The sequence below is a fragment of the Lysobacter sp. ISL-50 genome, from assembly GCF_018612875.1.
Classification (GTDB): domain Bacteria; phylum Pseudomonadota; class Gammaproteobacteria; order Xanthomonadales; family Xanthomonadaceae; genus Lysobacter.
Genome location: NZ_JAGGRI010000037.1, coordinates 101,696 through 126,199 on the forward strand (window position 1 = coordinate 101,696; position 24,504 = coordinate 126,199).

Sequence of the window (24,504 nt, forward strand, 5' to 3'; positions counted from 1 at the left end):
GCCCGCTCCGGCGCATCGAATGCCACGCCGCACGCACTGGTTCAAACGCGAACGCATCGATGATGTGAAGACAGCTGGGTGCGGTCTGCGAGCGCAGATAAGCCGGTCGGCGGGCGTGCGTGCGGTTCGCCGATGCAACCCGGTCCGCGCCGCATCGCACCATCGGATTTGCCTTGGGCGAAAAGACATGCGATATGGCTCGCAGCCCGACTCGCTCCCGCGCGCGCTCCGCAAGGTTCGCCGGTCGCCAGCGGCATCGGTCCCCTGCTCCGGCATTTCCGACGAGGCCCGCCCCATGATCAAGCACGCCCTCCTGGGTTTGATGCTGTCCTGCCTGTCCCCGCTCGCCCTGGCCCAGGACGAAGTATTCGACGTCCACGTCCATGTCTGGCACGGCGAGAAATCGCTCAAGGAGTACTACGCGCAACTGGAGGCCGAGCACCAGCCGGTCACCCGCCACAGCGGCATCTACATGGCGATCAAGGGCGAAACGGAAGAGAACCGGCGCAAGAACGACGAGTTGATCGCTTTGTCGAAGCGCTATCCCAAACTGATGCCGATCGCCTCGGTGCATCCGCTCGACGGACAGGTCGCCATCGACGAGTTGAAACGGCTGGCCGGGCTGGGCGTGAAAGCGATCAAGCTGCATCCGCACACGCAGCACTTCGACATCGCCGACCCGCAGGTGCGCGCGCTGTGCAAACTGGCCGGCGAACTGGGCGTGGCGGTGTTGTTCGACAACTTCAACATCGTCCCGGGCGACAGCCAGAACCTGTTCAACCTGGCCGTGGGACTGCCCAAGACGCAATTCGTCTTCGCCCACATGGGCGGCCTGGATTTCCGCTTCTGGAACAGCCTGTTCCTGGCGCGCACGGCGAAGGATTTCTTCTTCGACAACATCCACTTCGACATCTCGGCCACCGTGGTGCTGGTGGCCGATTCGCCGGTCGAGCCGGAGTTTGTGTGGACGATCCGCAATGTCGGCATCGACAACGTGATGCTCGGATCGGACTATCCGCAGCTCTCGCTCAAGCAGGCCAGCGATGCGTTGGAAAAGCTGGACCTGAGCGCGGAAGAGAAACGCAAGATCCGCTGGGGCAACGCCAACAAGTTGTTCGGCGACAAGCGCTGACACCGCCGCCGCGGGCGGGCGGTTCGCGCGTCGATCGACACCGGCCGATCGACGCGCCCCGGATCAGGCCTGCGCCAGGGCGAAATCGACCGCCGCGCACACCGCCGCGGCCTGCGCGGTATTGCATTGCTCGGGCGTGGCGCGCGGGCTGTCGGGATAGACCTCGGTGGTGGTGCGGTAGCGCGCGTCAGTGATGCCGGCGCACAGGCCCAGCGAACGCACCGGATAATTGATCACGCCCGGGGCGACGACCGTGGCGCCGATGATCTCGCCCTTGGCGTCGGCCGGGGCGATGTGGGTGATCATCGCCACCGCCGCGATCACCGCCTGCTGGAACTCGGGCTGCGGGTCTTCGCTGTCGCCGACCAGATAGAAACCGTCCGGGATTTCGCCCGGTTCGTCCGGCTTGCCATCGCGCGCGGCCAAGGCCGGGCGGAACTCGGATTCGTCCGTGTCGGTGGTCTCGTGCAGGTCGATGTGCATGAGCACGCGATCGCGCCACGGCGCCACCAACGCCATAAGCGCGGCCGATTCCTGCGCCGGGCTGTTGTCGCGGAACGAGCGGTTGGGATCGATCGCATCGATATTCCAGCGATGAATGCGTTCGTAAGCCCACGGGCTGACGCAGGGCGCGACCAGCAGGTTGGCCTTGCCGGCATAGTCCGCGGCGTGGCGCTCGACGAATTGCAGCGCGCCGTGCACGCCGCTGGTTTCGTAGCCGTGCACGCCGCCTGTGATCAACGCCGTGGGCAGGTCGTCGCGCCAGTCGCGGCTCTTGATCGCGAACAGCCGATAGCGATCGGGCGCGTAATCCAGTGCGCCGTACTCCACCACATCGAAACGCGAGCGCAGCGAATCGATCTTGCTCGCCACCTCGGCTTCGTAGCTGCGATGGCGGACCTGCCGCGAGCGCCACTCGGCGACCTCCGCCGGCCCCCAGGGCTGGCCGGGCGTACCGATCGGGTAGAAGGCTTGGCTGGTCATCGCGTCGCTCGCTTGGCTGCGTTACGGGAGAATCCGGGATTTTATCACCGCCGCCGCCATGTCCAGGCCGTTTTCGTCCGATGCCACGCGCAGACCATTGGCTGAGACCGGAATCCGCCCGGGCGGAATCCACGCGACGGTGAAACCATCGCAAGCGGGAGAAGGCTGAACCGAGCATTGCCCCTCTCCCTCTCCCGCGCCCCGAAGGAAGTCACCTTGGGTGGCACGCGGGAGAGGGGCTAAAACAGAACATTGACTCCCTCTCCCGCTTGCGGGAGAGGGCCGGGGTGAGGGAATGAGCGCCGCAGGCGCGAATGCTGTTGCTTCGAGTTCTGCCGCTGACCGCGCCCTCACCCCAACCCCTCTCCCGCAAGCGGGAGAGGGGCTAAAACAGAACATTGACTCCCTCTCCCGCTTGCGGGAGAGGGGCTAAACAGAGCAGTGACTCCCTCCGCCGCGCCTCCCCCGGATGGCAAGCGGGAGAGGGACCGAGTCGGCGCTCCCGCGAACCGATCTCAGCAGATCTTCATTTCATCACCAGATCCGCACCCGCTGATCCGGCGCCACATACAACTTGTCGCCCGCCTTCACATCGAACGCCTGATACCACGGGTCGAAATTGCGCAGCGGACCATAAGCGCGGTACTGCCCCGGCGAATGCGGGTTGGTCTTGATCAGATTGAGCAAGGCCTCATCGCGATACTTGCTCTTCCACACCTGCCCCCACGACAGGAAGAAACGCTGATCGCCGCTCACCCCGTCGATCACCGGCGTGGGCTTGCCGCCCAGGCTCAGCTGATACGCGGTGTAAGCCATCGAAACGCCGCCCAGGTCGCCGATGTTCTCGCCCATCGTCAGCGCGCCGTTGACGCACTGCCCCGGCAGCGGGCAGAACGCGTTGTACTGCGCGCCGAGCGCCTTGGTGCGCTGCTCGAAGCCGGCGCGGTCGGCGTCGGTCCACCAGTTGCGCTGGACGCCGGCGTAGTCGGACTTGCTGCCCTGATCGTCGAAGCCGTGGCCCATCTCGTGGCCGATCACCGCGCCGATGCCGCCGTAGTTCACCGCCGGGTCGGCGTTGAGATCGAAGAACGGCGCCTGCAGGATCGCGGCCGGGAACACAATCTCGTTGAAGGTCGAGTTGTAGTACGCGTTGACCGTCTGCGGCGTCATGAACCATTCGTCGCGATCCGGGCGGGTGCCGATGCGGCGGTTCTGATCGTCGCGGCCGTAGCGGCGCATCTGCATCACGTTGGCCATCAGGTCGCCCGGCACGATGGTCACGCTGGAGTAATCGCGCCACTTGTCCGGATAACCGACCTTGGGCCGGAACGTGGACAGCTTGCGATAGGCCTCGGCCTTGGTCGCATCGCCCATCCAGTCGATCTTCTCGATATTGCTGCGCAGCGCGGTGCGCAGGTTCTCCACCAGCGCCTGCATCGCCGCCTTGGCCTGCGGCGAGAAATTCTTCTCGACGTAGAGCTTGCCCATCGCATCGCCCAGACCGTCGGTGCCGGTGACCGCGGCCACCGCGCGCTTCCAGTCGTCGCGCTGCGCCTTCTGCCCGCCCAGCACGGTGCCGGTGAAGGCGAACGCGGCGTCGTCCATCTCGCGGCTGAGCAGCGGCGCGTTGCCGCGCACGGCGTGGAAAGTCAGGTAATCGCGCCACACCGGCAGCGGCGTGCGCGCGACCACGTCGATCACCGGCTGCACCGCGCTCGGCGTGACCACGTTGACGCGATTCAGCGCCGGCAGCCCCTGCGCCTTGGCCTGCGCGGCCCAGTCGTAACCCGGGTACTGCTTCGCCAGTTCGGCCACGGTGGCGACGTTGTAGGTCTTGTCGCGATCGCGCAACTGCGCGCGCTCCCACTGCGGCTTGGCCAGCTCGGTCTCCAGCGCCAGCACCGCCTGCGCGCGCGCCTTCGCGTCCTTGACCCCGGCGAAGCCGAGCATGCGCTCGATATGGGCCAGATACGCGGCGCGGATGCCGACGAAGCGCGCATCCTGATTGAGGTAGTAATCGCGATCCGGCAGACCCAGGCCGGCGACGCGCAGACCGACCAGATACTGGTCCGGGTCTTTGCGATCCAGTTCGACGTTGAAACGCAGCGGCGCCGCGCTGCTGTCGAGATCGCTGTTGCCGAAGACCTCGATCAGCGCCGCCTTGGAGCTGATCGCGCCGATCCGATCCAGCACCGGCTGCAACGGCGCGATCCCGGCGGCATCGCGCGCGGCGCGGTCCATGTAGCTGGCGTAGTAGTCGCGCAGCTTCTGCGCGTCGCTGCCGCGCGCCAGATCCTTGCGCTTTTGCAGCGACTCGATGATCGCGTGCACCTGCGCCTCGGACTGGTCGCGCAGGATGTTGAACGAGCCGTAGGTGGTCTCGTAGTCCTTCAACTGGTACGTATCGAGCCAATGACCGCTGACATAGCGATTGAAATCGTCGCCCGGCTTGACGCTCTTGTCCTGCGCACTGAGGTCCACGCCGAAGCTGCCCAACTGCGGCTTGCCCTTGACCGCGCTGTCGGCGCCGTGGGCGGAGGAAACGGCGAACGCGGCGGCAAGCGCCAGGCTCAGACTCAAACGTGAAGGCTTCATAGGCGATCCCCTGATGGAAAGGGTGCAGCCTAGCGCAGCAGGACGGGAAGTGTCGCGGGCCGTTGCGGGGGGAGCACGCAATCGGCCTGCTGGGCTTGGCCAAGCGCCAGTCCTGGAAAAACTGCCGCGTTGCGCGCTCGATTCCGGCCTGCCCGCATGTCGGCAAGGCCGGCACGACAATGGCGCGAGCGTGAACCGCGCCAGAAGCGCCGCCTCTTCCACAAGCTGGAAGAGGCGGCGCGTTTATGCCTTACGGCGAGAAGTACGACGAGATGTTCGGCCACACCCCGCTGAATTGCGAGAAGTAATCCGGCTTGTTCGGCCCGACCAGGAAATTGGCCTTGCAGGACGAGTTGCCGCCGGTCAGGCCACCGCGCAACTGGTACTCGCCGCTGGCGTCCACCGTAAACAGGCCCGAACCCGACGAGCCGCCTTCGGTGACGCCGGTATTCCACCGAACCTCGGTCATCGGCTCGTACGAATAGTAATCGGTCGACGGATCGGTCACCGTGCCCAGCGAATACTTCTTCAAGTCCGCGTAGGGATGATGGATCGTTTCGAACGCGGTCCCAGTGGTGGTCAACGCGGCGTTGTTCCAGGCGGCGTAGAACGCGCCGGCCGGCGGAGCGTTCTTGAGTTCCACCAGCAGGGTATCGCGGCTGGTGTTGGCGTGGCGCAGGTAGGCGCCGCCGGTAACGGTCACCGCCGACGGGCTGAGCGTGTCGGTATCGCACCCGGCGGAATCGAAGAACCAGTATGTCTGCAGGCTGTTGGCCACGGTCTGGGTGCTGAAACAGTGCGCGGCGGACCACAGCAGGTGGCGCTTGGGCGTGTTGCTGTTATTGAGCAAGGTGCCCGTGCAGTAGTAGGTCTTGCCATCCGGGTTGGTGAACGCCATCCGCGCGACAGCCTTGCTGGCCGCCACGAAGCCGGGCGAAGGATTGACCCGGCATACCACGTCGCGCTGGCAGTCCTGGCTGCCGCCGATCCCGATGACGCCCACCTCCTTGGTCATGGCGCTCGAGCTCAGGGACGGGTCCACGTCCAGATGCGAAAGCTTCGGCACCTCCACAGTGAAGTCGTCGGGCCGCTGTCCCGGCGCCAGTTCGACTTCCACGACGATGGTATCGCCGGCCACGATCGGCGACCAGGCGATCTGGTCGCCGGCGAAGGCCTTGCCGCTCTCGCCGAACACGCGACCGTCGTTGCCCGCGAAGCGCAACGATACCGCCGCGGGGTCCGCGCCCGGACGGCCGTTGCCGCGCAGGCGCAGGCCGGCGCGCAGCGCCGCCGCCTGAGTCGAGGTAAGGCTGAAACGGGCGCCGCGCGAGCCGTTGGCAAGCGTCTGCCAGTCCAGCGAATTCAGATCGATGCGGCTGCGCTCGACCGTGCGGGCCATGCCGATGCTCAGCGGCTTCCCGTGTTTGCCTTGCAGCGCGCGTCCCTCGCGCAGCGCGTCCAGCATTTCATGGGTCGGCCGGCCCAACTCGACAATGCGGGCGATGGCCGCATCGCTGGTGGTCGCGAAGTCGTCGGCGCCGAACGCGCGCGCCAACGGCTTGGCGGTGACCCGCGCGGAGCCCATTTCCCCGGCGGCGGCGGTACCCGCCAGCCCCGACGCACTGGCCAGCATCGCCAGGCAAAGCAGATTCTTATGTTTCATAACGAACAATTCCTCGAGTGCGATCGCGAGTTGGATATCCCCTTCTCCAAGCCGCGACCAAGTCATGCGATTTCACGGGGACATGAACGCAAACGGATCGTCTCCGGAATCGCCCTACCTCACTTGTGCCGTTCTGGTGACTTGGTGAAACTCCGGCTTCATCAATCGTGAAATTAATCACAAAACAAGTCAATCAAAGGACAGCAAAGCCTTGCAAACGCAATTGCAGGCGAATTCGATATCGTGTAGGCGAAAATCACATCGATGATCCATTCATCTCACCGGCAATCAACAAATGCCGGCTGTCGCATGTGCAGATACGAGTACGCGTCTCGCTCACGGGACACAGCGATGCGTGACTGCGCATCGCCGAACCGACCGCTCCTGCGGTCGAGATATCCGTTCCAGCCCCTTAAGCTTCTCCCTCCCTCCGTCAGGCGCGATCCGCGATGCCGCATTACTCAGGCCCCCTGCTCACCCTGCCCTCGGCCGAAGCCTTGCGCGCCGCGCGCGAAACCGGGGCGCCGGCGTGGACCGGCTCGCTGGATCTGGGCCGATCCAGCGGCGAAGCGCGTCTGCAGGCCGATACCTGGCTGTGGCGCGAGCGCGAGTATCCGTATCCGCCCGCGCTCAAGGACCGCACGATCTATTACTGGGACGACGAGGACTTCGCGCCGGTGTCGCGCTTCTCAGGTTCGCTGATCAAGCTGGTGCCGACCGAATGGGGCGCGCCCACTTTCGAGATCGACGGCATCAAGATGCTGCCGACGATGAAGGCATCGCCGCTGGAGGACGCGCGCGCCAAGGTGGCGCTGATCGAGCCGCGCGGCAAGCTCGTGCTCGATACCTGCGGCGGGCTGGGGTATTTCGCCGCGTGCTGTCTGGAAGCGGGCGCGACCGGCATCCATTCGTTCGAGAAGAACGAAGACGTGCTGTGGCTGCGCACGCTCAACCCGTGGTCGCCCGATCCCGACGCCGACGCCAGCGGCGGCCGCCTGCGTCTGACCCACGCCGACGTGTCGCAGGCGATCGCGCAGATCGCCGACAACTCGGTGGACGCCCTGCTCCACGACCCGCCGCGATTCGGCATCGCCGGCGAGCTGTATTCGCAGGCGTTCTACGATCAGCTGGCGCGCGTGCTGCGCCGCGGCGGACGCATGTTCCACTACACCGGCAGCCCGAACAAACTCACCAGCGGCCGCGATGTGCCGCGCGAAGTGGCCAAGCGCCTGGAAAAAGCCGGGTTCAAGGCGCAGCTGGCGCTGGACGGCGTGTTGGCGATCCGGCGCTGAAGGTTCCAGGCGATCTGCCTGAGTCGGCCCATATCCCCGGGATCACGGCACCTCGCATTTCCAGATCGAATCGGCCAGCCACAGATTCGCGCGGGTGATGTGGTTGTAGATCTCTTCCACCGGCGTCCCGCCTTGCGCGCTGCATTTGCCGACGGCGTCGGCGCGGGCATCGCTCAGGGCGATGCCGGGGTCGTAACTCTGGCCGTGACCGCTGACGGTGATGACATCGGCCAAGGCCGAACCTGATACCGGCAACAGCAACGCTAAAGCGATGACGACGCAATGCCTCTTCATGTTCGCGCTCCCGACGGTGAGTCCGGGGCATTCGAGCATGCGCCAGGGAGGCGACCGTGAAAAACGAGTAAGCGGACCGTAAAGAGATTCGCGATATCGGCGTCGACGAAGCGCGCAGGCCCGTTCACTGAAGCGTCCCATTTCGCCCAGCCATACCCCGCCCGCCACAGCCGCGCCAAGCAAAATCATCCATCCATGTCCGCCGCCGGCCGTTTGTGCTCGCCTGCGCGCCGCCCGCCCTCGCATGCTGCGCGGCAATCGCACCGTGGTCACTAGGAGTCGGAATGAGGTTCCAGCGCAGCAAACGTATCGCCGGCGGGTTCGTCCTGCTGTCCGCCCTGATCCTGGGCATCGCCCCAACCGCCGCAAGCGCAGCCGCACCGCCCGAACACAGCAACGACATCGACCATGCCCTGCTGTGGGGACGCGACATCGACCAGATCAGCGCGGTCATGGCGGTCAAACTCGGGTTCCAGGTCCGGCCCGGACGCAACACCGACGGCGTCGCCAATCGCTATGTGCGCATGGCCGATCGCAGCTACATGGAGTTGTTCGGCATCACCCGCGCCGACGCCGCGATGGACCCGGGCATGAAGGCCGACCAAGCCTCGCTGCACGGCGGAGCGGGCGCGCGCACCTTCGGCCTGCGTTCGACCGTGCTCGAACAGGCGCATGCGTTCCTGCAACAACAATCCTTCGCGCCCACGCCGATCTTCACCGCCGCGCTCACCGACCCGGACGGCGACGGCCCGACGGCGCCGCCGCGCTGGCGTCTGTTCGCCTTCGAACACGCACCGCTGTCGAGCAACCTGTTCTTCATCGACTACGCCACGCTCAAGACCACACCCGCGCGCGTGTCCGAACACAAGATCGCGCCGCAGCACCCCAACGGCGCGCAAGCCCTGACCTCGATCTGGCTGCTGTCCGCCGACGCCGAGGCCGATCGCAAACAATTCGAGCGACTCGGTCTCGCCGGCGCGACCCGCATCCGCATCCCGCAGCTCGCCGCCCAGGGCTATTGCGTTCCGGTGAACGGCAAACGCCTGCTGGCGTTGCAACCCGACGGCCCGGGCACCGCCGCCGACGCCCTGCGCGAGGGCGGCCCACAATTGTTGGGGCTCAGCATCGGCGTGGCCGATCTCGATATCGCGAAGCGACAGATCGAACGCGGCTACGAAACCCAGCTCACCGCTTACCGCGGCGCGCTCGGCGAAGCGTTTCTGGCGCCGACCCAGGGCGATCTGGGATTGCTGATCGAGTTTCATGCTTCGTCGAAGGCCGCGATGGCTTGCGGCGGTGGCGTCAATTGACGGCGCGGACTGAGTCGTCGTCATCCGCCGACTCAGTCCGAACATTGCCGGCACCGCCTCAATGCATTTGGGGCGGTGCCTCTTGCCGTTACCCGCGGCGTTGCCCCTGCCCGAACGTATCGATCAACAACTTCGCCGCCACTTCCGCGCCGTCGCCGCGAATCATGCCCGCCACTGCGTTAGCCCGAGCGCGGACTCCACTGCTCAACGCCGCATCGAGTGCGGCCGAGAACGACTCCATGCCCGGATTCGGCCCGGCGTGCGCGACGCCGATGCTCAGGTCGGCGACGCGGCCGGCCCAGTACGGCTGATCGGCGATCTGCGGCACCACCACCTGCGGCGTACCCGAGCGCGCGGCCGTCGTGGTCGTGCCGGCGCCGCCGTGATGCACGACGACGGCAACGCGACGGAACAAAGCCTGCTGGTTGACCTCGCCGACGACGAAGCAATCCGCGCGATCGTCGTTCAACGCCAACTCGGCCCAGCCTTGCGAGAGCAATACGCGGTGGCCCTGTGCGCGGATCGCTTCGATCACCACGCGCGCCGCCTCCTTCAATCCTTGCATCGGCATGCTGCCGAAGCCGACATACACCGGCGGCGCGCCGGCATCGAGGAACGCGAGCAGTTCGTCCGGCAGCGGACGTTCGTCGGGCAATATCCACGCGCCGGTCTGCACCACCTCACGCAAACTCGTCGGCGGCCACGGACATAGCGTCGGGTCCGACGCCAGCCACGGGCGATCGGTCAGGACGTGATCGCGGACGTTGTCCACCGGCGGCAGGCCGACCGACGCGCGCAGATGGTTGACGCCGGCGCCGAACAAAGCGTTCTTGGCCTGGATGTCGAACTCCCACAACTGCTTGTTGTCGCTCACGTCCGCCGGCAGCGGATGGCCCGGGTATTCGTAAGGCCGCTGGTGCGAGGACGGCAGGAACAGCGGGCAATAGGCGGCGTACACATAGCCGATGCCCATGCGCTCGGCCACCGAGCGCGCGGCGGCGGTGGACGGAAACAGACCGGCCGCGACGATGGCATCGCAATCCTGCGCGGCGGTGGAGATCGCTTCGTACTGCGCGGCGACGATCCGGGCCGCGTGCGTGGCGATCGTCTCGCCCTTGCGCCCGGGCGGTTCCGCCGCCTGCCGCTTTAGCGCCTCGCCGACCCACTCGCGCACCGACGAGAACGCCGGCGCCAGCGGCACCCCGGCGCGTTCCAGCAAGTCCGCGAACTCCTGATCCGGCGGCGCGCACACCCGCACCTGCGCCCCGAGCGCCTGCAACTGCAGGCCCAGACCCGCCATCGGCTCGACATCTCCGCGCGACCCATACGTCGATAACAAAATGCGCATTTCGCTGCTCCCTATCCGCCGGTTTCGGCGTAGGGCGCGGATTGTGTTGCACGCCAAGGGCCTTGCCGCAAGCCCCCCGGCGCGCTATAAATTGATTGTGGGAACAGGGCCGAACGCGGCCGATTCAATCGCCCCACCCCCGATCGCCTCTTTAATCGTCCGGCCGCGAGTTCTCGCCCGGCAACGGCTGATGCCCTTTCCCCGGCGGCAAGTCCGCATTCTGAACGTGCTTGCGCTTGGCCTTCGCGTCATCGGACGAAGGAGTCTCGCCCGGCAGCGGCTGATGCCCTTGACCGCCCGGCGGCCCGTCCCTGCTTCCTTGTCGATCCCGCTTCGGCCCGGTCTGCTTCGTGTCGTTGCCCATCTGAGTCGTCCTCGTAAGACGTCGGCTCCGGCTGGATCCGGCGATGATTCACGCTGAGGGCTGGGCGGTTAATAGCGGGTCTAATCGGGGTGGGCGGCTCTTCACGGGTAGCGAACATACACATTGCGTCGTGCATGAAGGCGGCGATACGAACAGCGGATTGGTTTTCAACCAACCGGCTTGCTTACTACGATGCTCTATTCGCTTTTGCGCGATCGCGAATAGACAAGCGGATGTTGTCTAAATCGTGCGCAACTCGCCGGAGCGCGGGCACCGCTGCGCGATCTTTCAATCTGCTGCATCGGCAACGGCTGCTTCTACATTCGCGCATCCAATCATTCGCGCAGCGATCTACGTCACAACGGTTCATGTTCCAAAACATGATCGAAGCGCGGCCACACACCGCGCAATGAACGTAGCCCCCCGCACACGCCTCATTCGGCAAACAATGCGCGCGCGAAAGTGTGCGCCAAACCGCTCTTTTTACGTGCTTTCCAGAACCACCGATGACGTCTCACTTTTCACGTAGGGGTGCGGCGATGAGGGCCCGTTCTAGTCAGTGCGGCCCGACTGAGCGTTAGACATTCCACTGCACGCACCGCGACTTGCCCCAGACCCGCCGCAACTTGTGTTCGCATCCCTCTCTTTGCTTAAGGAGCTTTTGGATATGCGTAAGTTCAGTATGTCGGTTCTCGCTGCCACCGTAGCCATGACCGTATCCGGCGCGGCCTTCGCCGCCGACGATCTCTCCCCCGCGTTGAAGACGGCCATGCAGCGCGACCTGGGTCTGTCCAGCACGCAGCTGAGCCAGTACCTCAAGGTCGAACGTCTGGCCGAGCAGCAGGAAAAAACCGTGCAGGCGCAGTTGGGCCGCAACTTCGCCGGTGCGTGGGTCGAACGCAAGGCCGATGGTTCCTTCGGCTTCGTCGCGGCCAGCACGTCGATCAAGAACGCCAAGGCCGTCGCCGGCGTCGAAACGCGTCAGGCGCGTCACAGCCTCGCCGCGCTCAATTCGGCGAAGGGACAACTCGACAGCCTGCTCGCGCGCAGCGCCAAGGTGCCGAAGGGCGTGTACAGCTGGACGGTGGATCTGCCTAGCAACAGCGTCGTCGTCGGCGTCGCGCCGGGCGCGGAAGAAGCCGGTGTCGATTTCGTCGCCCGCAGCGGGCTCGACGCGCGCGTGGTGCGCTTCGAAACCCTGCACGAAGCGCCGCAGCGGCGCATCGCGGTGCAAGGCGGCCGCGGCATGCTGCGCGATCCCGGCGACGGCTATCTGTATGCGTGCTCGGTCGGCTTCACCGTGACCAAGGGCAGCACGCCGGGCTACGCCACCGCCGGCCATTGCGGCACCGCGGGCGAGATCGTTTACCAGGAAGTCTCGCAGTGGAATCCGGGCGTCCGCGTCGGCACGTTCTCGGCTTCGTCCATGCCCAGCGGCAACCAGACCGGCCCCGATCGCGGTTGGGTCAAGGTCGATACCACGCACACGCTGTCGCCCAGCGTCTACGGTTACGGCAGCGGCGACGTCACCGTGCGCGGCAGCAGCGAAGCCGCCGTCGGCGCCGCGCTGTGCCGTTCCGGCCGCACCAGCGGCTGGCATTGCGGCGCGATTCGCAGCAAGAACAACACCGTGTCGTACGTGGACGACGCGGGCAATCCGGACGGCACCGTCACCGGCCTGACCCGCACCAGCGCCTGCGCCGAAGGCGGCGACTCCGGCGGTTCGTTCATCACCGGCGCCGGTCAAGCGCAGGGCGTGCTCTCCGGCGGCAGCGGCAGCTGCTCGGGCAGCCAGGGCAACAACGGCGGCGGCAACAGCTACTACACGCCGATCAACTCGATCCTCAGCGCGTATGCGTTGACCTTGCGTACCAGCCCGTAACCCATCGTTAACGAAGTGCGAGTCGAGCGCCCCGGTTTCCGGGGCGCTTTTTTTTCGTCTGCGAAAATAGCGATTGGCGGCAGGCGACGAAGCAACCGTCATGCCGCGCGCGCCGGGCACAACGCCCCGGTGGCAACGACGGCCTGCTTGCGCAAACCGAGCCGCCGCCCGCCCAGCCCGTCTTCGCCGGCTCGACGAACCGCCGGACGCTTTCGCACCGCATGCATGTCGGGTTCGCACATCGAATTACGAACTACTCATTGATTCGTTCCGTTCCGGGCCCCGGGACGCCGGTCCGAATCGACACAGTCATCCATTCGATGCGCTTCAGCGCTCAACCAAAGGAAATACGTCATGCGCGCACTAGGATTCAAAGCCGTCATCGGGTCGGCGCTCCTGCTCCTGAGCTTCGCCTCGCAAGCCGCTTCTTGCCCCTTCATTGCCGACGTCAGTAACGCCCGTGCGACCTCGAACACCGCTTACAGCCCGGTCGGCGGACTGTCGTATGCCACCTACTTCGTCGAAGCCTCGATGGGCGGCGGCAACGCGGGCTTGATCAATTTGTCGATCCAGGCCCTGCCCGGCTTCAGCTACAGCAACGGCCAGAAGGGATTCGTCGGGAACGGCGCCGACCTGTACATCAGCTACTTCGTCGCACCCTCGGCGCCGGTCGGCGGCTACCGCGACGTCAACTACCGCATCCTCAATGCCGCCGGACAGGTGATCTGCATCGACCAGTTCCGCGTCAACGTCAGCGGCTGACGCTCACGCGAGCGCCCGACTCGTGATCGCTCCAGCCCCTGGGCGCCTGGAACCTCCAGGCGCTCTTCCAGCCACCCTCCAGCGCCTCGGTACCCGCCCGATTTCGCCCGCGCGCGGCGTCGGCGTCGTCGCGCGCTCGATACACACAGGACTCATCCGCCATGAAGCCATTGGGATTCAACGCCGCCATCGGCGCGTCTTTGCTGCTGCTGAGCTTCGCCTCCGAAGCCGCATGCCCGATCCTGCCCGACCAAAGCACCCCGCTCATGAACACCAGCACCGCGTACACGACCGTCTCCGGTCTCGCCTACGCCACCTACTTTCTCGAAATCAGCGCCGGCGGCGGCAACGCCTCCTTGGGCAACCTGTCGATCCAAGGTGTACCCGGCTTCGCTTACCAGCCGCCGAGCCGCGTGAAAGGCTTCATCGGCAGCGGCACGACGCTGTACATCACCTGGCTTGTCGGCCGCGGCTCGCAGACGGGGTATCGCGATTTGACCTATCGCATCCGCAATTCCGCCGGACAGGTTGTTTGTTCGGATGAGTTTCGGGTGACGGTGTATTGAGGGTGAGCGGCGCGGGCTGATCGCGCGATCGGCCCTGTGGAATACGGTGGCTTCTTGCCGAGGGGGGCGGGCGATCGCACTCAGGCCGATAAGCCGGTTCATTGCTCCTGGCCAGGCAAATGAGGCCGGCTCGTAATTCATCGCGAACGAAGTGCGAATCGAGCGCCGCGGATTTCCGGGGCACTTTTTTTCGTCCGCGAAAACGGGGCGACGGCAGGCGACGATGCGACCGCTGTGGCGCACGCCGCGAATACAACGCGACTATGCGATTAAGCGGGCAAGACGTATCGCGGTCGCGATCCGCTTCGCCCGATGCTCGCAAAAAACAGATGGCGCGCATCGCAAGCACTCGATCGCGGCAGTCGTCGTCGCGATGTCGGGTCTGGCCGTCGGCTATCCAGGACGCGCCGCCGCAGAACATCCGGATAGCGGAAAATCTCGCGCCGGGCAGTTCAGCGGAACCGGCGGCGAGGACACAGCGCGCTTCACGCTCGAATTCAAACGAACCCGGCCAACACCGGTCACGACCGCGCCGGACGCCCGCCGCCGGGCGGCTAAACGCCGGCCAGCCAGCCGCGACAGCCGTCGATTCACGACCGCGAACTCGTTCATGTACCAAAACAAACACCCGGCACTCACGAAACACGCGATCTATCGCACAAAAAACACGCAATAAATCTCAGTTCCTACGTAGGGGGATGCCAATTAGTGCCCGTTGTAACCATTACGGCCCGCCAAAACGCTGCCCCAACGCCAAAGGATCGGCGCCTGCGTCTGGCGGGCCGCACTGCAGTTCGCGTCCCTCTTTCACCCAAGGAGTTTCGGAATGCGTAAGTTCAGTTTGTCGATCCTCACCGCCACCGTCGCCATGACCGTCTCCGGCGCGGCCCTCGCCGCCGACGACCTCGCCCCCGGCCTGAAGGCGGCCATGCAGCGCGACCTCGGCCTGTCCGGCACGCAAGTGACCGAGTACCTCAAGGCCGAGCGCCTCGCCGCTCAACAAGAAAAGACCGTGGCAAAGCAGTTGGGCCGCAACTTCGCCGGCGCCTGGCTGGAACGTAAGGCCGACGGCAGCTTCGGCTTCGTCGCCGCCACCACCTCGATCAAGGCGGCCAAGGCCGCGGCCGGCATCGAAACCCGCCAGGCCCGCCACAGCCTGAGCGCGCTCAACGCCGCCAAGGGCCAGCTCGACAGCCAACTGGCGCGCAACGGCAAGGCGCCGAAGGGTGTGTACAGCTGGTCGGTGGATCTGCCGAGCAACAGCGTGATCGTCGGCGTGGCCCCGGGCGCGGAAGACGCCGCCGTCGACTTCGTCGCCCGCAGCGGCCTGGACACCACGTCGGTGCGCTTCGAAACCATGGCCGAAGCCCCGCAGCGCCGCACCACCATCCAGGGCGGCCGCGGCTACCTGCGCGACCCGGGCGACGGCTACCTGTACGCCTGTTCGGTCGGCTTCTCGGTGACCGAGGGCACCACCCCGGGCTTCGCCACCGCCGGCCACTGCGGCACCGTCGGCGAAGTGGTCTACAACGAAGACTCGCAGTGGGTTCCGGGCCTGCGCCTGGGCACGTTCGCCGCCTCGACCATGCCCGAAGCCAACCAGACCGGCCCCGACCGCGGCTGGGTGCAGGTCGACAGCACCCACACCCTGGCGGCCAGCGTCTACGGCTACGGCAGCGGCGACGTCACCGTTCGCGGCAGCACCGAAGGCGCCGTCGGCGCCGCGCTGTGCCGCTCGGGCCGCACCAGCAGCTGGCGCTGCGGCGCGATCCGCAGCAAGAACGTGACCGTGTCGTATGTGGACGACGCCGGCAACCCGGACGGCACCGTGACCGGCCTGACCCAGACCACCGCGTGCTCGGAAGGCGGCGACTCGGGCGGTTCGTTCATCACCAGCGCGGGGCAAGCGCAGGGCGTGCTGTCGGGCGGTAGCGGCAGCTGCAAGGGACGGCAGGGGCGTACGGGAGGTGGTAACAGCTACTACACGCCTATCAATTCGATTTTGAGTGCGTATGCGTTGACGTTGCGGACCAGCCCGTAATTCGTTGCGGCTTGGATGGGCATAAGAGCGCCCCGGGGTTCCGGGGCGCTTTTTTTTTGATCGAGAATGACGATCAAGGCGGACTCCCCACACCCGCTTGCGTGGCCGGCGCGCCCTTGCGCGCGGGCTCGAACTTAGGCTGGATGGGAGATCGCACTTCGATACCGGAACGCTCCAATTGCCGCACCATATTCAGCTGCGTATCGAAGAACGCGATTTGCTCCGACGAGGTCGCAACAACGAATCCGGATGCGATCTTCCGATCGTCCTTCCAGAACTCGGAGCATGGATTGTTTGCGAGACATCCTTTTTCGAAACGGGCTGCATCCCTTCTGGCGGTCTCTTCGCCGAATTTCTCCCCCATCACCCCAGGGATAAGGACTATCAAAACAGTGCACATAACTAGCAAGTAGCCGCCGCTCCAGCCAAGCCCGGAGAAGAGAAATGACTCAATGAAAAAGCTCAACCATTTCGCTCTCTTGGACGACCGATCATTCGCTTTCGCTCTGATCTTCTTCGCCCACTCAGGCGTCTCCAGAGAGGAACCCAATCGAAAGATCACGACCGCAACAGTCAACAAGAGTAAAAGCCAAAGGGATGGCCAACTGAACACAGACTGCGCTACTGACGAACCGAGTTGAACGATCGAGTAGTACCCGCTGACCATCAACCAATCAGCTTCACGCTTGAAGCTGTCGGGATCGACATTGAATGCACGCAGATAGCTTCTTTGCGCGATGTATCCGCACAGGTGAAGAAACACGCCGCCCACTGAAGCAAGAACGGTCGCAACCGCCAACACCTTCGCCACGGATGACAGCACGCGGCCACCCTTTCCCTCTTCCACACCTTTGATATCTTCATCCATTGGATAGCGCTCCTTTTACAAGTCGTTCAACTTAAGCGTCCTACAAAAATACGGCGGCACCGGTGCGCGTTCTTCCTTCCGGCATTGGACCAGTTCCCCCCATCCTTCGGCGGAGGCGGACAACTCCCGCAACTGTGGCCGTGATGCCAATGACAAGGCGCCGGAAGCCATTTCGGCCACGCCGGACATCCAAAGGACTTCCTGCCCTGCCCGGCTCGCTCTACTTCAACCTCGCGCCATGCAAGACGCATGGCGCGAGGGTTGAAGTAGCTTCTGAAAGGCCGCAGGACCAGCGGTCTGGAGTCTTGCTTTGCCGCTTCGTCAGTCGGTGATGATGACCCGATTGATGCCGCCCGAAACGGCATCGGAACCTTCCGCCTTCGTCCCGGCCGGCCTGGTGCAAGTACTCGTATGGTCCACCGCGTTGGTCACTTTGCCGTTAGCATCGGTCAACGTCGTTCGCCACTTGAATGTTGCCGTGGGCAGCGGCGAGGAGTTCGTGCATTTGAAATTGAAAGTCAGCGGTGACGCTGCGTAAGTACTGTAGGCCCCGTTGTAGTCGGAGCATGTCCAGCCGCTCGCACACTCGATAATTTTTGTCTTTCTTTGAACGGGGAATCTGGGTATGCCCTCATAGAAAATCTGAGCCGGGATGCTCACGTTCTGTGGCCCGGTTACATTCGCAAGACTCACGATCTTAAAAGGCTTATAGCCGTCGATATACACCTGTTTTTCATCCGCACACAGACTGCGCTGTTTCTGCCCAGGGCCCAGTTCAAAGTACATCGAACAACCGATGTCGGACTGACTGTCGTTAATTCCGACCACGTGCCCTAGTTCGTGGAGAATGGCGGACTCCCAGTCCACCTGTGCGGGCGGAACAGTGTCCGCAGTCGAGCAGCTCAGCTGTATCTGGGTTGGGTCGTTATTCCCTATTCGCCTTTTGTCCACGGTGATGTCGGCGTTTTCCAGGACTTTCGTCGTCACGTTCATCCTGACTCTGGCTACCATGATGGCCAGCGGATTCTGCGGCGTACCATCTTCGATGGTGACGTTTTTATAGTCGTAGGCTTGCGTTTGCTCGGCTACGCGAGGCTGGGAGACAATGAAATCCGGGAACAACAGGAAGTTGGCGCCCACGGCATTCCACGTGCTGACCGCGTTGGCCGTGGGCTGCACGCAAGTCGGTGGGATCGAGCTATGCACTCCTACGATGACGGAGTCGATTTGCCATTTCGCGAGGAAGTCCGGCGGAGCGGCGTGAGTAATTCCCGCCCATGCCATCACCCCGGTCGCCAACACAATACGCATGGGATTGGATTTCATTTCAGCCCCCGCGCTTGGCTCTTGCCTTCGGTTACACGCTTCAACTCAGCTTCGACAGATTCAACATTTTTCGGATCGGCACCGGCCTTGAGCGTGCGCGAGATACGAAGGAGCGTGTTGTTGCCGGCGACCTCATATGCCACGTAAGGCAGCGCGGTGAAGCTGGTCTCGGCTTGCTTCTTGCCCAAAGCGACGAATTGCTCGTACCAGTTCTTGGAAAGAACAAGCAGGTACTTTTTCCCGGGTGTGAACTGGATATCCGAGAAATCAATCTGTTCGGTGCCATCCCCCAATGGGCCGGAGCTCCTGGGCACGAAAACAACATCGCCAGCTACTCGCGACCCCTTTAAAGATTTAACGATGGCGAAAGGGATTTCAGACAGGAACCCGTCGATTCGATTTCGACCCGCCTGCACCTCGCCCGCCGTAGCTATCACGACGGTATCGGCCATCACCATTTGCTCTGTCGGCGACGTCGCCCCCTCAAAGAATCTTTGAGCCACGTCGAATAGATCGATGTTACGCCCACGATAGGCCTTAACGTCCGCCGCCGTGAAACCTAACGCCGCCAAGTCGATCGCGGCATCACGCGAAGACGCTTCGGCCGCGGTGGCGGACGATGCAACGGACACCTTGCCCGTTCCTAGCAACTGCTGATAGGCAGTGAGCCGGCCACGCCGCGTGAGCGCCTGCAGACGCTGTTGTTGATTCTTCTGAGCTTCTTCACGCCGACTTTCAGCGGTTGGCTCCTTGAGTGCCGCATGTAGCGGCGTGGAGGTGCCGAGCCCACCCAATGCTGCAACAAATACCAGAGTTCGCCACATTTCACTTTCTCCGTGTGAAGGGCAATGTGTGCCCATGTAGTAACGCAGTTGTCGCGACCATCAAATCCGAGGCCGCATCACGCTCGCTTGTCTCTCGTTCTGTCGCTGTTGCTCTTACTACCTTGCTTGCGCCTCCTATGCTTGACCTTGGTTGAACCGTTGCGTTTCGCACAGCGTGTCTCGCAAACGGCGGCACCCGCTGCTGCACGACATTGACCGCCGCGTGGAAGCCGGTAAGCACGCGCCCCATCTACAACGTATCGCCCACAACAGCGGTTGGTCCCAGGCGATCCGCATCAGGGATGCGATTGCGTATGGCGGCGAGCATGGCGACCGCCGCATGCTCTCCAGCAGGGTCACCCGGCACCCACTCTCGAATCTAAGCCATCATTGTCTGGTCCTCTCGCGAGAACTGAGACATATCCAACGAACGTACAGTTCGCTCGGAAATGCGATCGGCATGTTCCGAGACACCAGCCGAAGACGAATGAGAGAGACCGCTGCAGATCGACACCAGCGTGGACAGCGCGTCACGCTGACAGCGCAGCGGTGTCGCGGCGGCCCCACCGCGCGGACATCTCCTTGCGCGGGCCGTCCAGGCCCTGGTGCTTGCCGGACACCTTGAGCAGGCCGCAGCCCTCCAGCGCGAAAGCCATCAGGTCCGCGCCCAGCGCAGTCTCGGTGTCTTCGCCGCGCTCGGCCAGGCGCTGCACCTCTGTTCAACGCAAGCGCCGTTACGGCGTGACCGGATCGACGGCCTCGACGACTCGGTCTAGGTCATCGGCCAAGCGATCGAAGCAGTGAGCCAGCGCCTGCGCCGAGAGATAGACCACGTCGGGGCCGGCATCGCCTTGGGGCTCGGTGAGTTGCGCGAGAAGGCGTAGGTGGTCGCGGGTTTGGGTTAGGGCTTGGAGGGCCGTGGTAGGGAGCAGATAGTTGCAGGGAGCGTTGATTGGGGTGCGGTGTCCGTTGCGCATGCGTGTCTCCCGTGAGTCGTTGATCCAAGACAGGAGAATTTTATTCTATTTTTGAATATTCTTAAAGAGGATACAGCATTCGTGCGGGCCTTCGGATACCGCACATATGCCAAGCAGCACGCTTTACACGAAAGAGAACGAAATCCTTACCCAACTGATGCGTGAAATGCGCATTGCGGCGGGCCTAACTCAGGCGGCCTGCTCGGAAGCGCTTGCCAAACCACAGTCCTACGTAAGCAAGATCGAAGGCGGAAGCCAGAGGATCGATCTTCTACAGTTACGTCAGTATTGTTTAGTATGCGGCGTCTCGCTGACAACATTCGTGAAACGCTTCGAATCGAAAACCCAGCCTAACAAGTGAAAGATTCGATTCTAGATGCCGTGTTACCACAAGGGAAAATATGATGGATGTAATCCTGGCAATGATTGCCAAGCACCCGCTATATATATTACTGGCACTAATCGGTACAACTTTTTCATCTTTGACCGGCATTCCTAAGTTCATGAACGCAGTCCGCGAATGGAACAATAAAACTCGCGCGCAACACATGGCTGACGCACTATCGGCCAGTACAGGAATAGCATCATTCACTAAAGAAGACATCTCCTACGCGTGTAAAAACTATTTACCCCCAAGCTGCATGCAGACCGACCCATCGGATGAGGACGAACTACATAACATAGTCGCGCGCGCCCCTTTATTTGAGACAATCGACGACCACTTAAACGCTGGTGGGCAAAAAAGACATCTCATCCTACTCGCTGATTCAGGCATGGGAAAAACCAGCTTTTGCATTAACTACTATGCGAGGGAGCTGAAGAAAAAGAAAAATAAGCGCACTCCTATCGCGATAGTCCCGCTTGGACGTGGTGATGCAATAGATCAGATCAAAGCCATCCCAGATAAACGAAGCACCATCTGTTTTCTAGATGCCTTCGATGAAGACCCACGTGCCGCTGCCGAACAAGGAAAACGCTTAATAGAACTAATGGCTGCCGCAGCAGATTTTAAAAACATTGTGGTAACTTGCCGCTCACAATTCTTTGCAAAGGACGACGCTGTTCCTACCGGAAGTGGGATCATGTATGCCGCACCGCGCAAAGCCGGACGAAAGCGGGAGTTCCCTTTACACCGAGTTTTTCTGGCACCATTTTCCCCTCTTCAAATCAAAGTATATCTAAAAAAACAATTCCCCTTACCATCAATTTACAACTGGCAAAAACGGAAGCTCGCAGCACAACTGGTAGCATCAATTCCGGAACTCAGCGCGCGCCCCATGCTTCTGGAACTCGTCCCGGACTTAGTGCGCGAGAGACGCACGATTAAACAATTATTTGGCCTGTATGAGTTTCTCGTTGAGCAATGGCTAGAACGAGAAAGCGAATGGATCGAAAAAAAAGACCTACTGGAAATTTCGATAGAGCTCGCAGTTACAGCGCACCGCCAACAGAGAAGAGGCTTCGGCGACCGAATTTCCCCTGCATTTCTTGAAGCACTCGCAGCCGCGCATAGAACCCCGCTGGAAAGCTGGAAGCTAAAATCAAGATCTCTTTTAAATCGAGACATTGAAGGCCAGTTTAAATTCGCTCATAGATCGGTGATGGAATATCTTTTTCTCCTCGCAGCTACCTCGCTGGATGCAAGGTGTTTCGAGGTGGAGTGGACCGATCTAATGAAGGATCTGCTTGTAAGCTGGGGAAACACTGAATCAGCAGGAGCAGAAAATGTATCACGACTTCTCAATAGCGACCACACACTGACCGGACTGTTTCCTTTGGCCAGCCCACTAAGAGAACCTCAGCGCAGGTCCAACAATGACTGCAAAGCTATTCTTCGGAAATCAAACATTTCACTTCGCCACGATAGGGGCATTCCTATCGCATGGAGGAATCAGTCATTACGTGTCATTCCCATATCGTCTGCCGGCAATGTTTCTGCGTTCGAGGTTTACGACCCAACGCATGGGATCTGCTGGTTGATTAATGACATTTCATCAATAACCGACAGGATGCCATATAGAGACACGTTTGACTCCCGCGCCACCCCAATAGCCACATATCCGCACCATATCAATATCGCTAATCCAGTAAGAAGACTCCCATCGATAGAAGAAATTATCAGCCTATGGGAAAGTGAGCCATTTATACTTGAAAACCATGCAATTAAATGCATCTTCGACTCAGACGAACTGTACTGGCTAGGTGATAGCGGAGACACTGGCCCTCTTTGCTGCTCTTTTGGCAGCACACCACTTGAACCACCCCATCTAAAGCTTCAAGCAACTAAATCTGACTCATCAGATCGCACGATACACATTTACGAATTCCAAAACAGATTCGGACTCTTAAACAAGCAACCCTGCCGAGCCATGTCAATATATATAATGGAGTCGGCAGACTGAGCGAAGCACAAAGGCAGATGTGCAGCCGTTCGGAATAAAATAACGCCCCAACAAAAAATCCCGCTAGCGCGGGATTTTGGCTTATCTTGCTTGAACAATCCGATCTGAAAAGCACCCATCCTATCTGTTCAACTAACTTTTACGCTCTGAAACTTTCAATTCTTCAAGCGTCTTGAAATAGCGCCCATGGGTCTTTCGAAGATCCTCTTCAGTCTCCGCTTCCAGCAACACGACTTCACTAGCACCATTACTACCTAGCAATGACACTTCCAGGCTCATTTTCGCCTGCGAGGCCGCTAGCCGTTCTGAATCTTGATACGTAGCAACCGACACAAGAGCACCAAGCTTTCGATTGTAATGAATAAGAAAAATCATAAAATATTCACAATATTTTACCAGAGAAAATCCGCTTAATTTCACGGAGGATTTCACGCTCCTTCGAATTAAGTTCTTTTTTCAACCTAACTGAATCTTTTGCCTTCCCGGCTCGGGTCATTTCTTGAGAAGCCGCCACTTGCTCATGCCGCAACCTGTCCAATTTCGCAGTCCTATCCGACAATTGCGCGAGAAAATTTATAGCCCCTTCATTACCAAAACCATACTTTATAGAATGGCCAAACTCATCAGCCACCTTTTCAGAAATATTTGCCCAGGCATGCTGTAACGCTGTACGGACTTGAATCTCCACCGGCCTATTGTGTTTTTTTGCTATTACATGAACTGCCCGATAGCCGTTTGTAGGGTCGCGCCGCTTGTCATCGACTTCAACATCCGCAAATAAAATATGCATATTCGCAACTAAATCGTCTTGCGTTGCGAGGCCTGGCACCAAAATCCGACAGCCCGCTATATCCTGCATCTGACTAAGCCGAATGGTTTCTCTTTTGAGCTTCTCGACTATAGCAACCGTTGATTTCGATGGCCTTCCCGTAATCTTTAGACCCATTTTATTCACTAAAACATCTTCAACATAGACATATGCCTGAGCAAACTGCTGCCTGTATTCTTCAAGCCGTCCCAAACAGGCTTCATCTATCTCATCTTTACGCAGCCTATCTCCGATCTTGTCAATCTGACTGTTGCTTATCACTCTACCGCCCCCGAGCTCGGAATATGGATATGATCAAATTGCTTGCAGCGCTGATGGCATGCCATAGCGCCAGATGATTCGCTTCATGCAATTAACGGTACGCACGGAGCCCCACTGTAGCCAGCTCATGAAATAAGGAGGCAGCATGATGGCAGCGTCAGCCTTCCTACTGCCCTACTTACACAAAAATAGTCTGCATTGCCAGGAAGTCGAAGCAGGTGGAATGGCGTCACACCACCCCCTCGGCCCACCCTGATCCGATTGCCCTTGCATTCGCGCCTGTTCTTGATGCTGCTCCCGTTGCGCATCCTCCTCCGAGTCGCCTCCACTCCTTGAACCGCCGCACCGCACCGCCAGGACAGACGGGACTGCGCGGTCAGCCGCGCCAGTTGGCGTGGGTGCGCCGGAAGCCGGCGCTATGTTTGTAGGCATCGTGGTCCTTGGGGACACCCGCCCCCCCAAGCGCATTACGCATCATCGTGATCGCACCATAGGCGTCTCGACGGTGTACATGCAGCCGACCAGGCCCCAGTCGGCGATGGTATCGATGCCCTCTTTCGCCAGTTGCTCGCGGCTGTAGAGGATGACGATGAGGTAGTCGGCTACGGGCGGGTCGATATCTTCGAACCAGCGCACCAGCACGGGCAGTTCGTCCTTCGCGCACTTCGTATTCCGTGCGTAGCCGCCTATACACCGATCCCCAATGCGCAACTAGACCGAATCATTGCCGCGTTAACAGCATCAGTCCACCCCTCGGGAAGCGTAACCTTGAGAACCAAATTAT

At 61.7% G+C, this 24,504-nt stretch carries 23 protein-coding genes and 1 pseudogene; 10 read left to right on the plus strand and 14 right to left on the minus strand.

Features of this window, described 5'->3' with window-relative positions; genetic code table 11:
• Positions 1–295: 295 nt before the first annotated feature.
• The gene (locus J7J50_RS19790; RefSeq protein ID WP_215055583.1) at positions 296–1,132 is read left to right on the plus strand and encodes an amidohydrolase family protein; all 837 of its coding nucleotides are present in this window, start codon (positions 296–298) and stop codon (positions 1,130–1,132) included.
• Positions 1,133–1,195: 63 nt separating this feature from the next.
• On the opposite strand, the gene J7J50_RS19795 is transcribed toward J7J50_RS19790, so the two are convergent.
• From J7J50_RS19795 to J7J50_RS19805, 3 genes are all read right to left on the minus strand, one after another.
• Positions 1,196–2,116, minus strand: a complete 921-nt coding sequence (locus J7J50_RS19795) for a M14 family metallocarboxypeptidase (RefSeq protein WP_215055584.1) — start codon at positions 2,114–2,116, stop codon at positions 1,196–1,198.
• Positions 2,117–2,650: 534 nt separating this feature from the next.
• Positions 2,651–4,711 carry a M13 family metallopeptidase gene (locus tag J7J50_RS19800; RefSeq protein ID WP_215055585.1) on the minus strand — a complete coding sequence of 687 codons (2,061 nt, stop codon included), beginning with the start codon at positions 4,709–4,711 and terminating at the stop codon, positions 2,651–2,653.
• A gap of 250 nt (positions 4,712–4,961) precedes the next feature.
• Positions 4,962–6,374 carry a serine protease gene (locus tag J7J50_RS19805; RefSeq protein WP_215055586.1) on the minus strand — a complete coding sequence of 471 codons (1,413 nt, stop codon included), beginning with the start codon at positions 6,372–6,374 and terminating at the stop codon, positions 4,962–4,964.
• Positions 6,375–6,823: 449 nt separating this feature from the next.
• Between J7J50_RS19805 and J7J50_RS19810 the strand changes: the two genes are divergently transcribed.
• Positions 6,824–7,666, plus strand: coding sequence for an MnmC family methyltransferase (locus J7J50_RS19810; protein WP_215055587.1), 843 nt, complete (start codon positions 6,824–6,826; stop codon positions 7,664–7,666).
• A 42-nt stretch (positions 7,667–7,708) separates the two neighbouring features.
• Here the strand turns inward: J7J50_RS19810 and J7J50_RS19815 are convergent, their stop codons facing one another.
• Complete coding sequence (locus tag J7J50_RS19815) at positions 7,709–7,960, minus strand: hypothetical protein (protein WP_215055588.1); 252 nt, start codon at positions 7,958–7,960, stop codon at positions 7,709–7,711.
• Between the two features lie 284 nt (positions 7,961–8,244).
• Between J7J50_RS19815 and J7J50_RS19820 the strand changes: the two genes are divergently transcribed.
• Positions 8,245–9,270, plus strand: a complete 1,026-nt coding sequence (locus J7J50_RS19820) for a VOC family protein (RefSeq protein ID WP_215055589.1) — start codon at positions 8,245–8,247, stop codon at positions 9,268–9,270.
• Positions 9,271–9,358: 88 nt separating this feature from the next.
• Here the strand turns inward: J7J50_RS19820 and J7J50_RS19825 are convergent, their stop codons facing one another.
• The gene (locus J7J50_RS19825) at positions 9,359–10,618 is read right to left on the minus strand and encodes a glycosyltransferase (protein ID WP_215055590.1); all 1,260 of its coding nucleotides are present in this window, start codon (positions 10,616–10,618) and stop codon (positions 9,359–9,361) included.
• Between the two features lie 151 nt (positions 10,619–10,769).
• The gene (locus J7J50_RS19830; protein WP_215055591.1) at positions 10,770–10,982 is read right to left on the minus strand and encodes a hypothetical protein; all 213 of its coding nucleotides are present in this window, start codon (positions 10,980–10,982) and stop codon (positions 10,770–10,772) included.
• A gap of 667 nt (positions 10,983–11,649) precedes the next feature.
• Between J7J50_RS19830 and J7J50_RS19835 the strand changes: the two genes are divergently transcribed.
• The 5 genes from J7J50_RS19835 (at position 11,650) to J7J50_RS19855 (ending at position 16,233) form a co-directional block, all read left to right on the plus strand.
• Positions 11,650–12,864 carry a S1 family peptidase gene (locus tag J7J50_RS19835; protein ID WP_215055592.1) on the plus strand — a complete coding sequence of 405 codons (1,215 nt, stop codon included), beginning with the start codon at positions 11,650–11,652 and terminating at the stop codon, positions 12,862–12,864.
• Between the two features lie 354 nt (positions 12,865–13,218).
• Positions 13,219–13,626, plus strand: a complete 408-nt coding sequence (locus tag J7J50_RS19840) for a hypothetical protein (protein WP_215055593.1) — start codon at positions 13,219–13,221, stop codon at positions 13,624–13,626.
• Between the two features lie 161 nt (positions 13,627–13,787).
• Entirely contained in the window at positions 13,788–14,192 is a 405-nt protein-coding gene (locus J7J50_RS19845) for a hypothetical protein (protein WP_215055594.1), read from the plus strand.
• Between the two features lie 223 nt (positions 14,193–14,415).
• Positions 14,416–14,868: a hypothetical protein gene (locus tag J7J50_RS19850; RefSeq protein ID WP_215055595.1), complete on the plus strand. Its 453-nt coding sequence runs from the start codon at positions 14,416–14,418 to the stop codon at positions 14,866–14,868.
• Between the two features lie 150 nt (positions 14,869–15,018).
• Complete coding sequence (locus J7J50_RS19855) at positions 15,019–16,233, plus strand: S1 family peptidase (protein ID WP_215055596.1); 1,215 nt, start codon at positions 15,019–15,021, stop codon at positions 16,231–16,233.
• A 73-nt stretch (positions 16,234–16,306) separates the two neighbouring features.
• Here the strand turns inward: J7J50_RS19855 and J7J50_RS19860 are convergent, their stop codons facing one another.
• From J7J50_RS19860 to J7J50_RS19880, 5 genes are all read right to left on the minus strand, one after another.
• Positions 16,307–17,101 (minus strand): hypothetical protein, encoded by a 795-nt coding sequence (locus J7J50_RS19860; protein WP_215055597.1) that lies wholly within the window; start codon positions 17,099–17,101, stop codon positions 16,307–16,309.
• 321 nt (positions 17,102–17,422) lie between these two features.
• A complete protein-coding gene (locus tag J7J50_RS19865) occupies positions 17,423–18,427 on the minus strand; it encodes a hypothetical protein (protein ID WP_215055598.1) in 1,005 nt (334 codons plus the stop codon).
• Positions 18,424–19,251: a hypothetical protein gene (locus J7J50_RS19870; RefSeq protein ID WP_215055599.1), complete on the minus strand. Its 828-nt coding sequence runs from the start codon at positions 19,249–19,251 to the stop codon at positions 18,424–18,426. The genes J7J50_RS19865 and J7J50_RS19870 overlap by 4 nt, the downstream gene beginning before the upstream one ends.
• A gap of 530 nt (positions 19,252–19,781) precedes the next feature.
• A complete protein-coding gene (locus J7J50_RS19875; RefSeq protein WP_215055600.1) occupies positions 19,782–19,964 on the minus strand; it encodes a hypothetical protein in 183 nt (60 codons plus the stop codon).
• A gap of 21 nt (positions 19,965–19,985) precedes the next feature.
• Entirely contained in the window at positions 19,986–20,228 is a 243-nt protein-coding gene (locus J7J50_RS19880) for a hypothetical protein (protein ID WP_215055601.1), read from the minus strand.
• 106 nt (positions 20,229–20,334) lie between these two features.
• Here J7J50_RS19880 and J7J50_RS19885 point away from each other — a divergent pair, with 106 nt between their 5' ends.
• Together J7J50_RS19885 and J7J50_RS19890 are read left to right on the plus strand one after the other, a co-directional pair.
• Entirely contained in the window at positions 20,335–20,589 is a 255-nt protein-coding gene (locus J7J50_RS19885) for a helix-turn-helix transcriptional regulator (protein WP_215055602.1), read from the plus strand.
• Between the two features lie 43 nt (positions 20,590–20,632).
• Positions 20,633–22,630, plus strand: a complete 1,998-nt coding sequence (locus tag J7J50_RS19890; RefSeq protein ID WP_215055603.1) for a hypothetical protein — start codon at positions 20,633–20,635, stop codon at positions 22,628–22,630.
• Positions 22,631–22,762: 132 nt separating this feature from the next.
• On the opposite strand, the gene J7J50_RS19895 is transcribed toward J7J50_RS19890, so the two are convergent.
• The 3 genes and pseudogenes from J7J50_RS19895 to J7J50_RS19905 all read right to left on the minus strand — a co-directional run.
• Positions 22,763–23,005, minus strand: coding sequence for a hypothetical protein (locus J7J50_RS19895; protein ID WP_215055604.1), 243 nt, complete (start codon positions 23,003–23,005; stop codon positions 22,763–22,765).
• 7 nt (positions 23,006–23,012) lie between these two features.
• Positions 23,013–23,720, minus strand: a complete 708-nt coding sequence (locus tag J7J50_RS19900; RefSeq protein WP_215055605.1) for a hypothetical protein — start codon at positions 23,718–23,720, stop codon at positions 23,013–23,015.
• Positions 23,721–24,096: 376 nt separating this feature from the next.
• Positions 24,097–24,487, minus strand: a pseudogene (locus J7J50_RS19905) (DUF3228 family protein); the annotation flags it as partial.
• Positions 24,488–24,504: the final 17 nt, after the last annotated feature.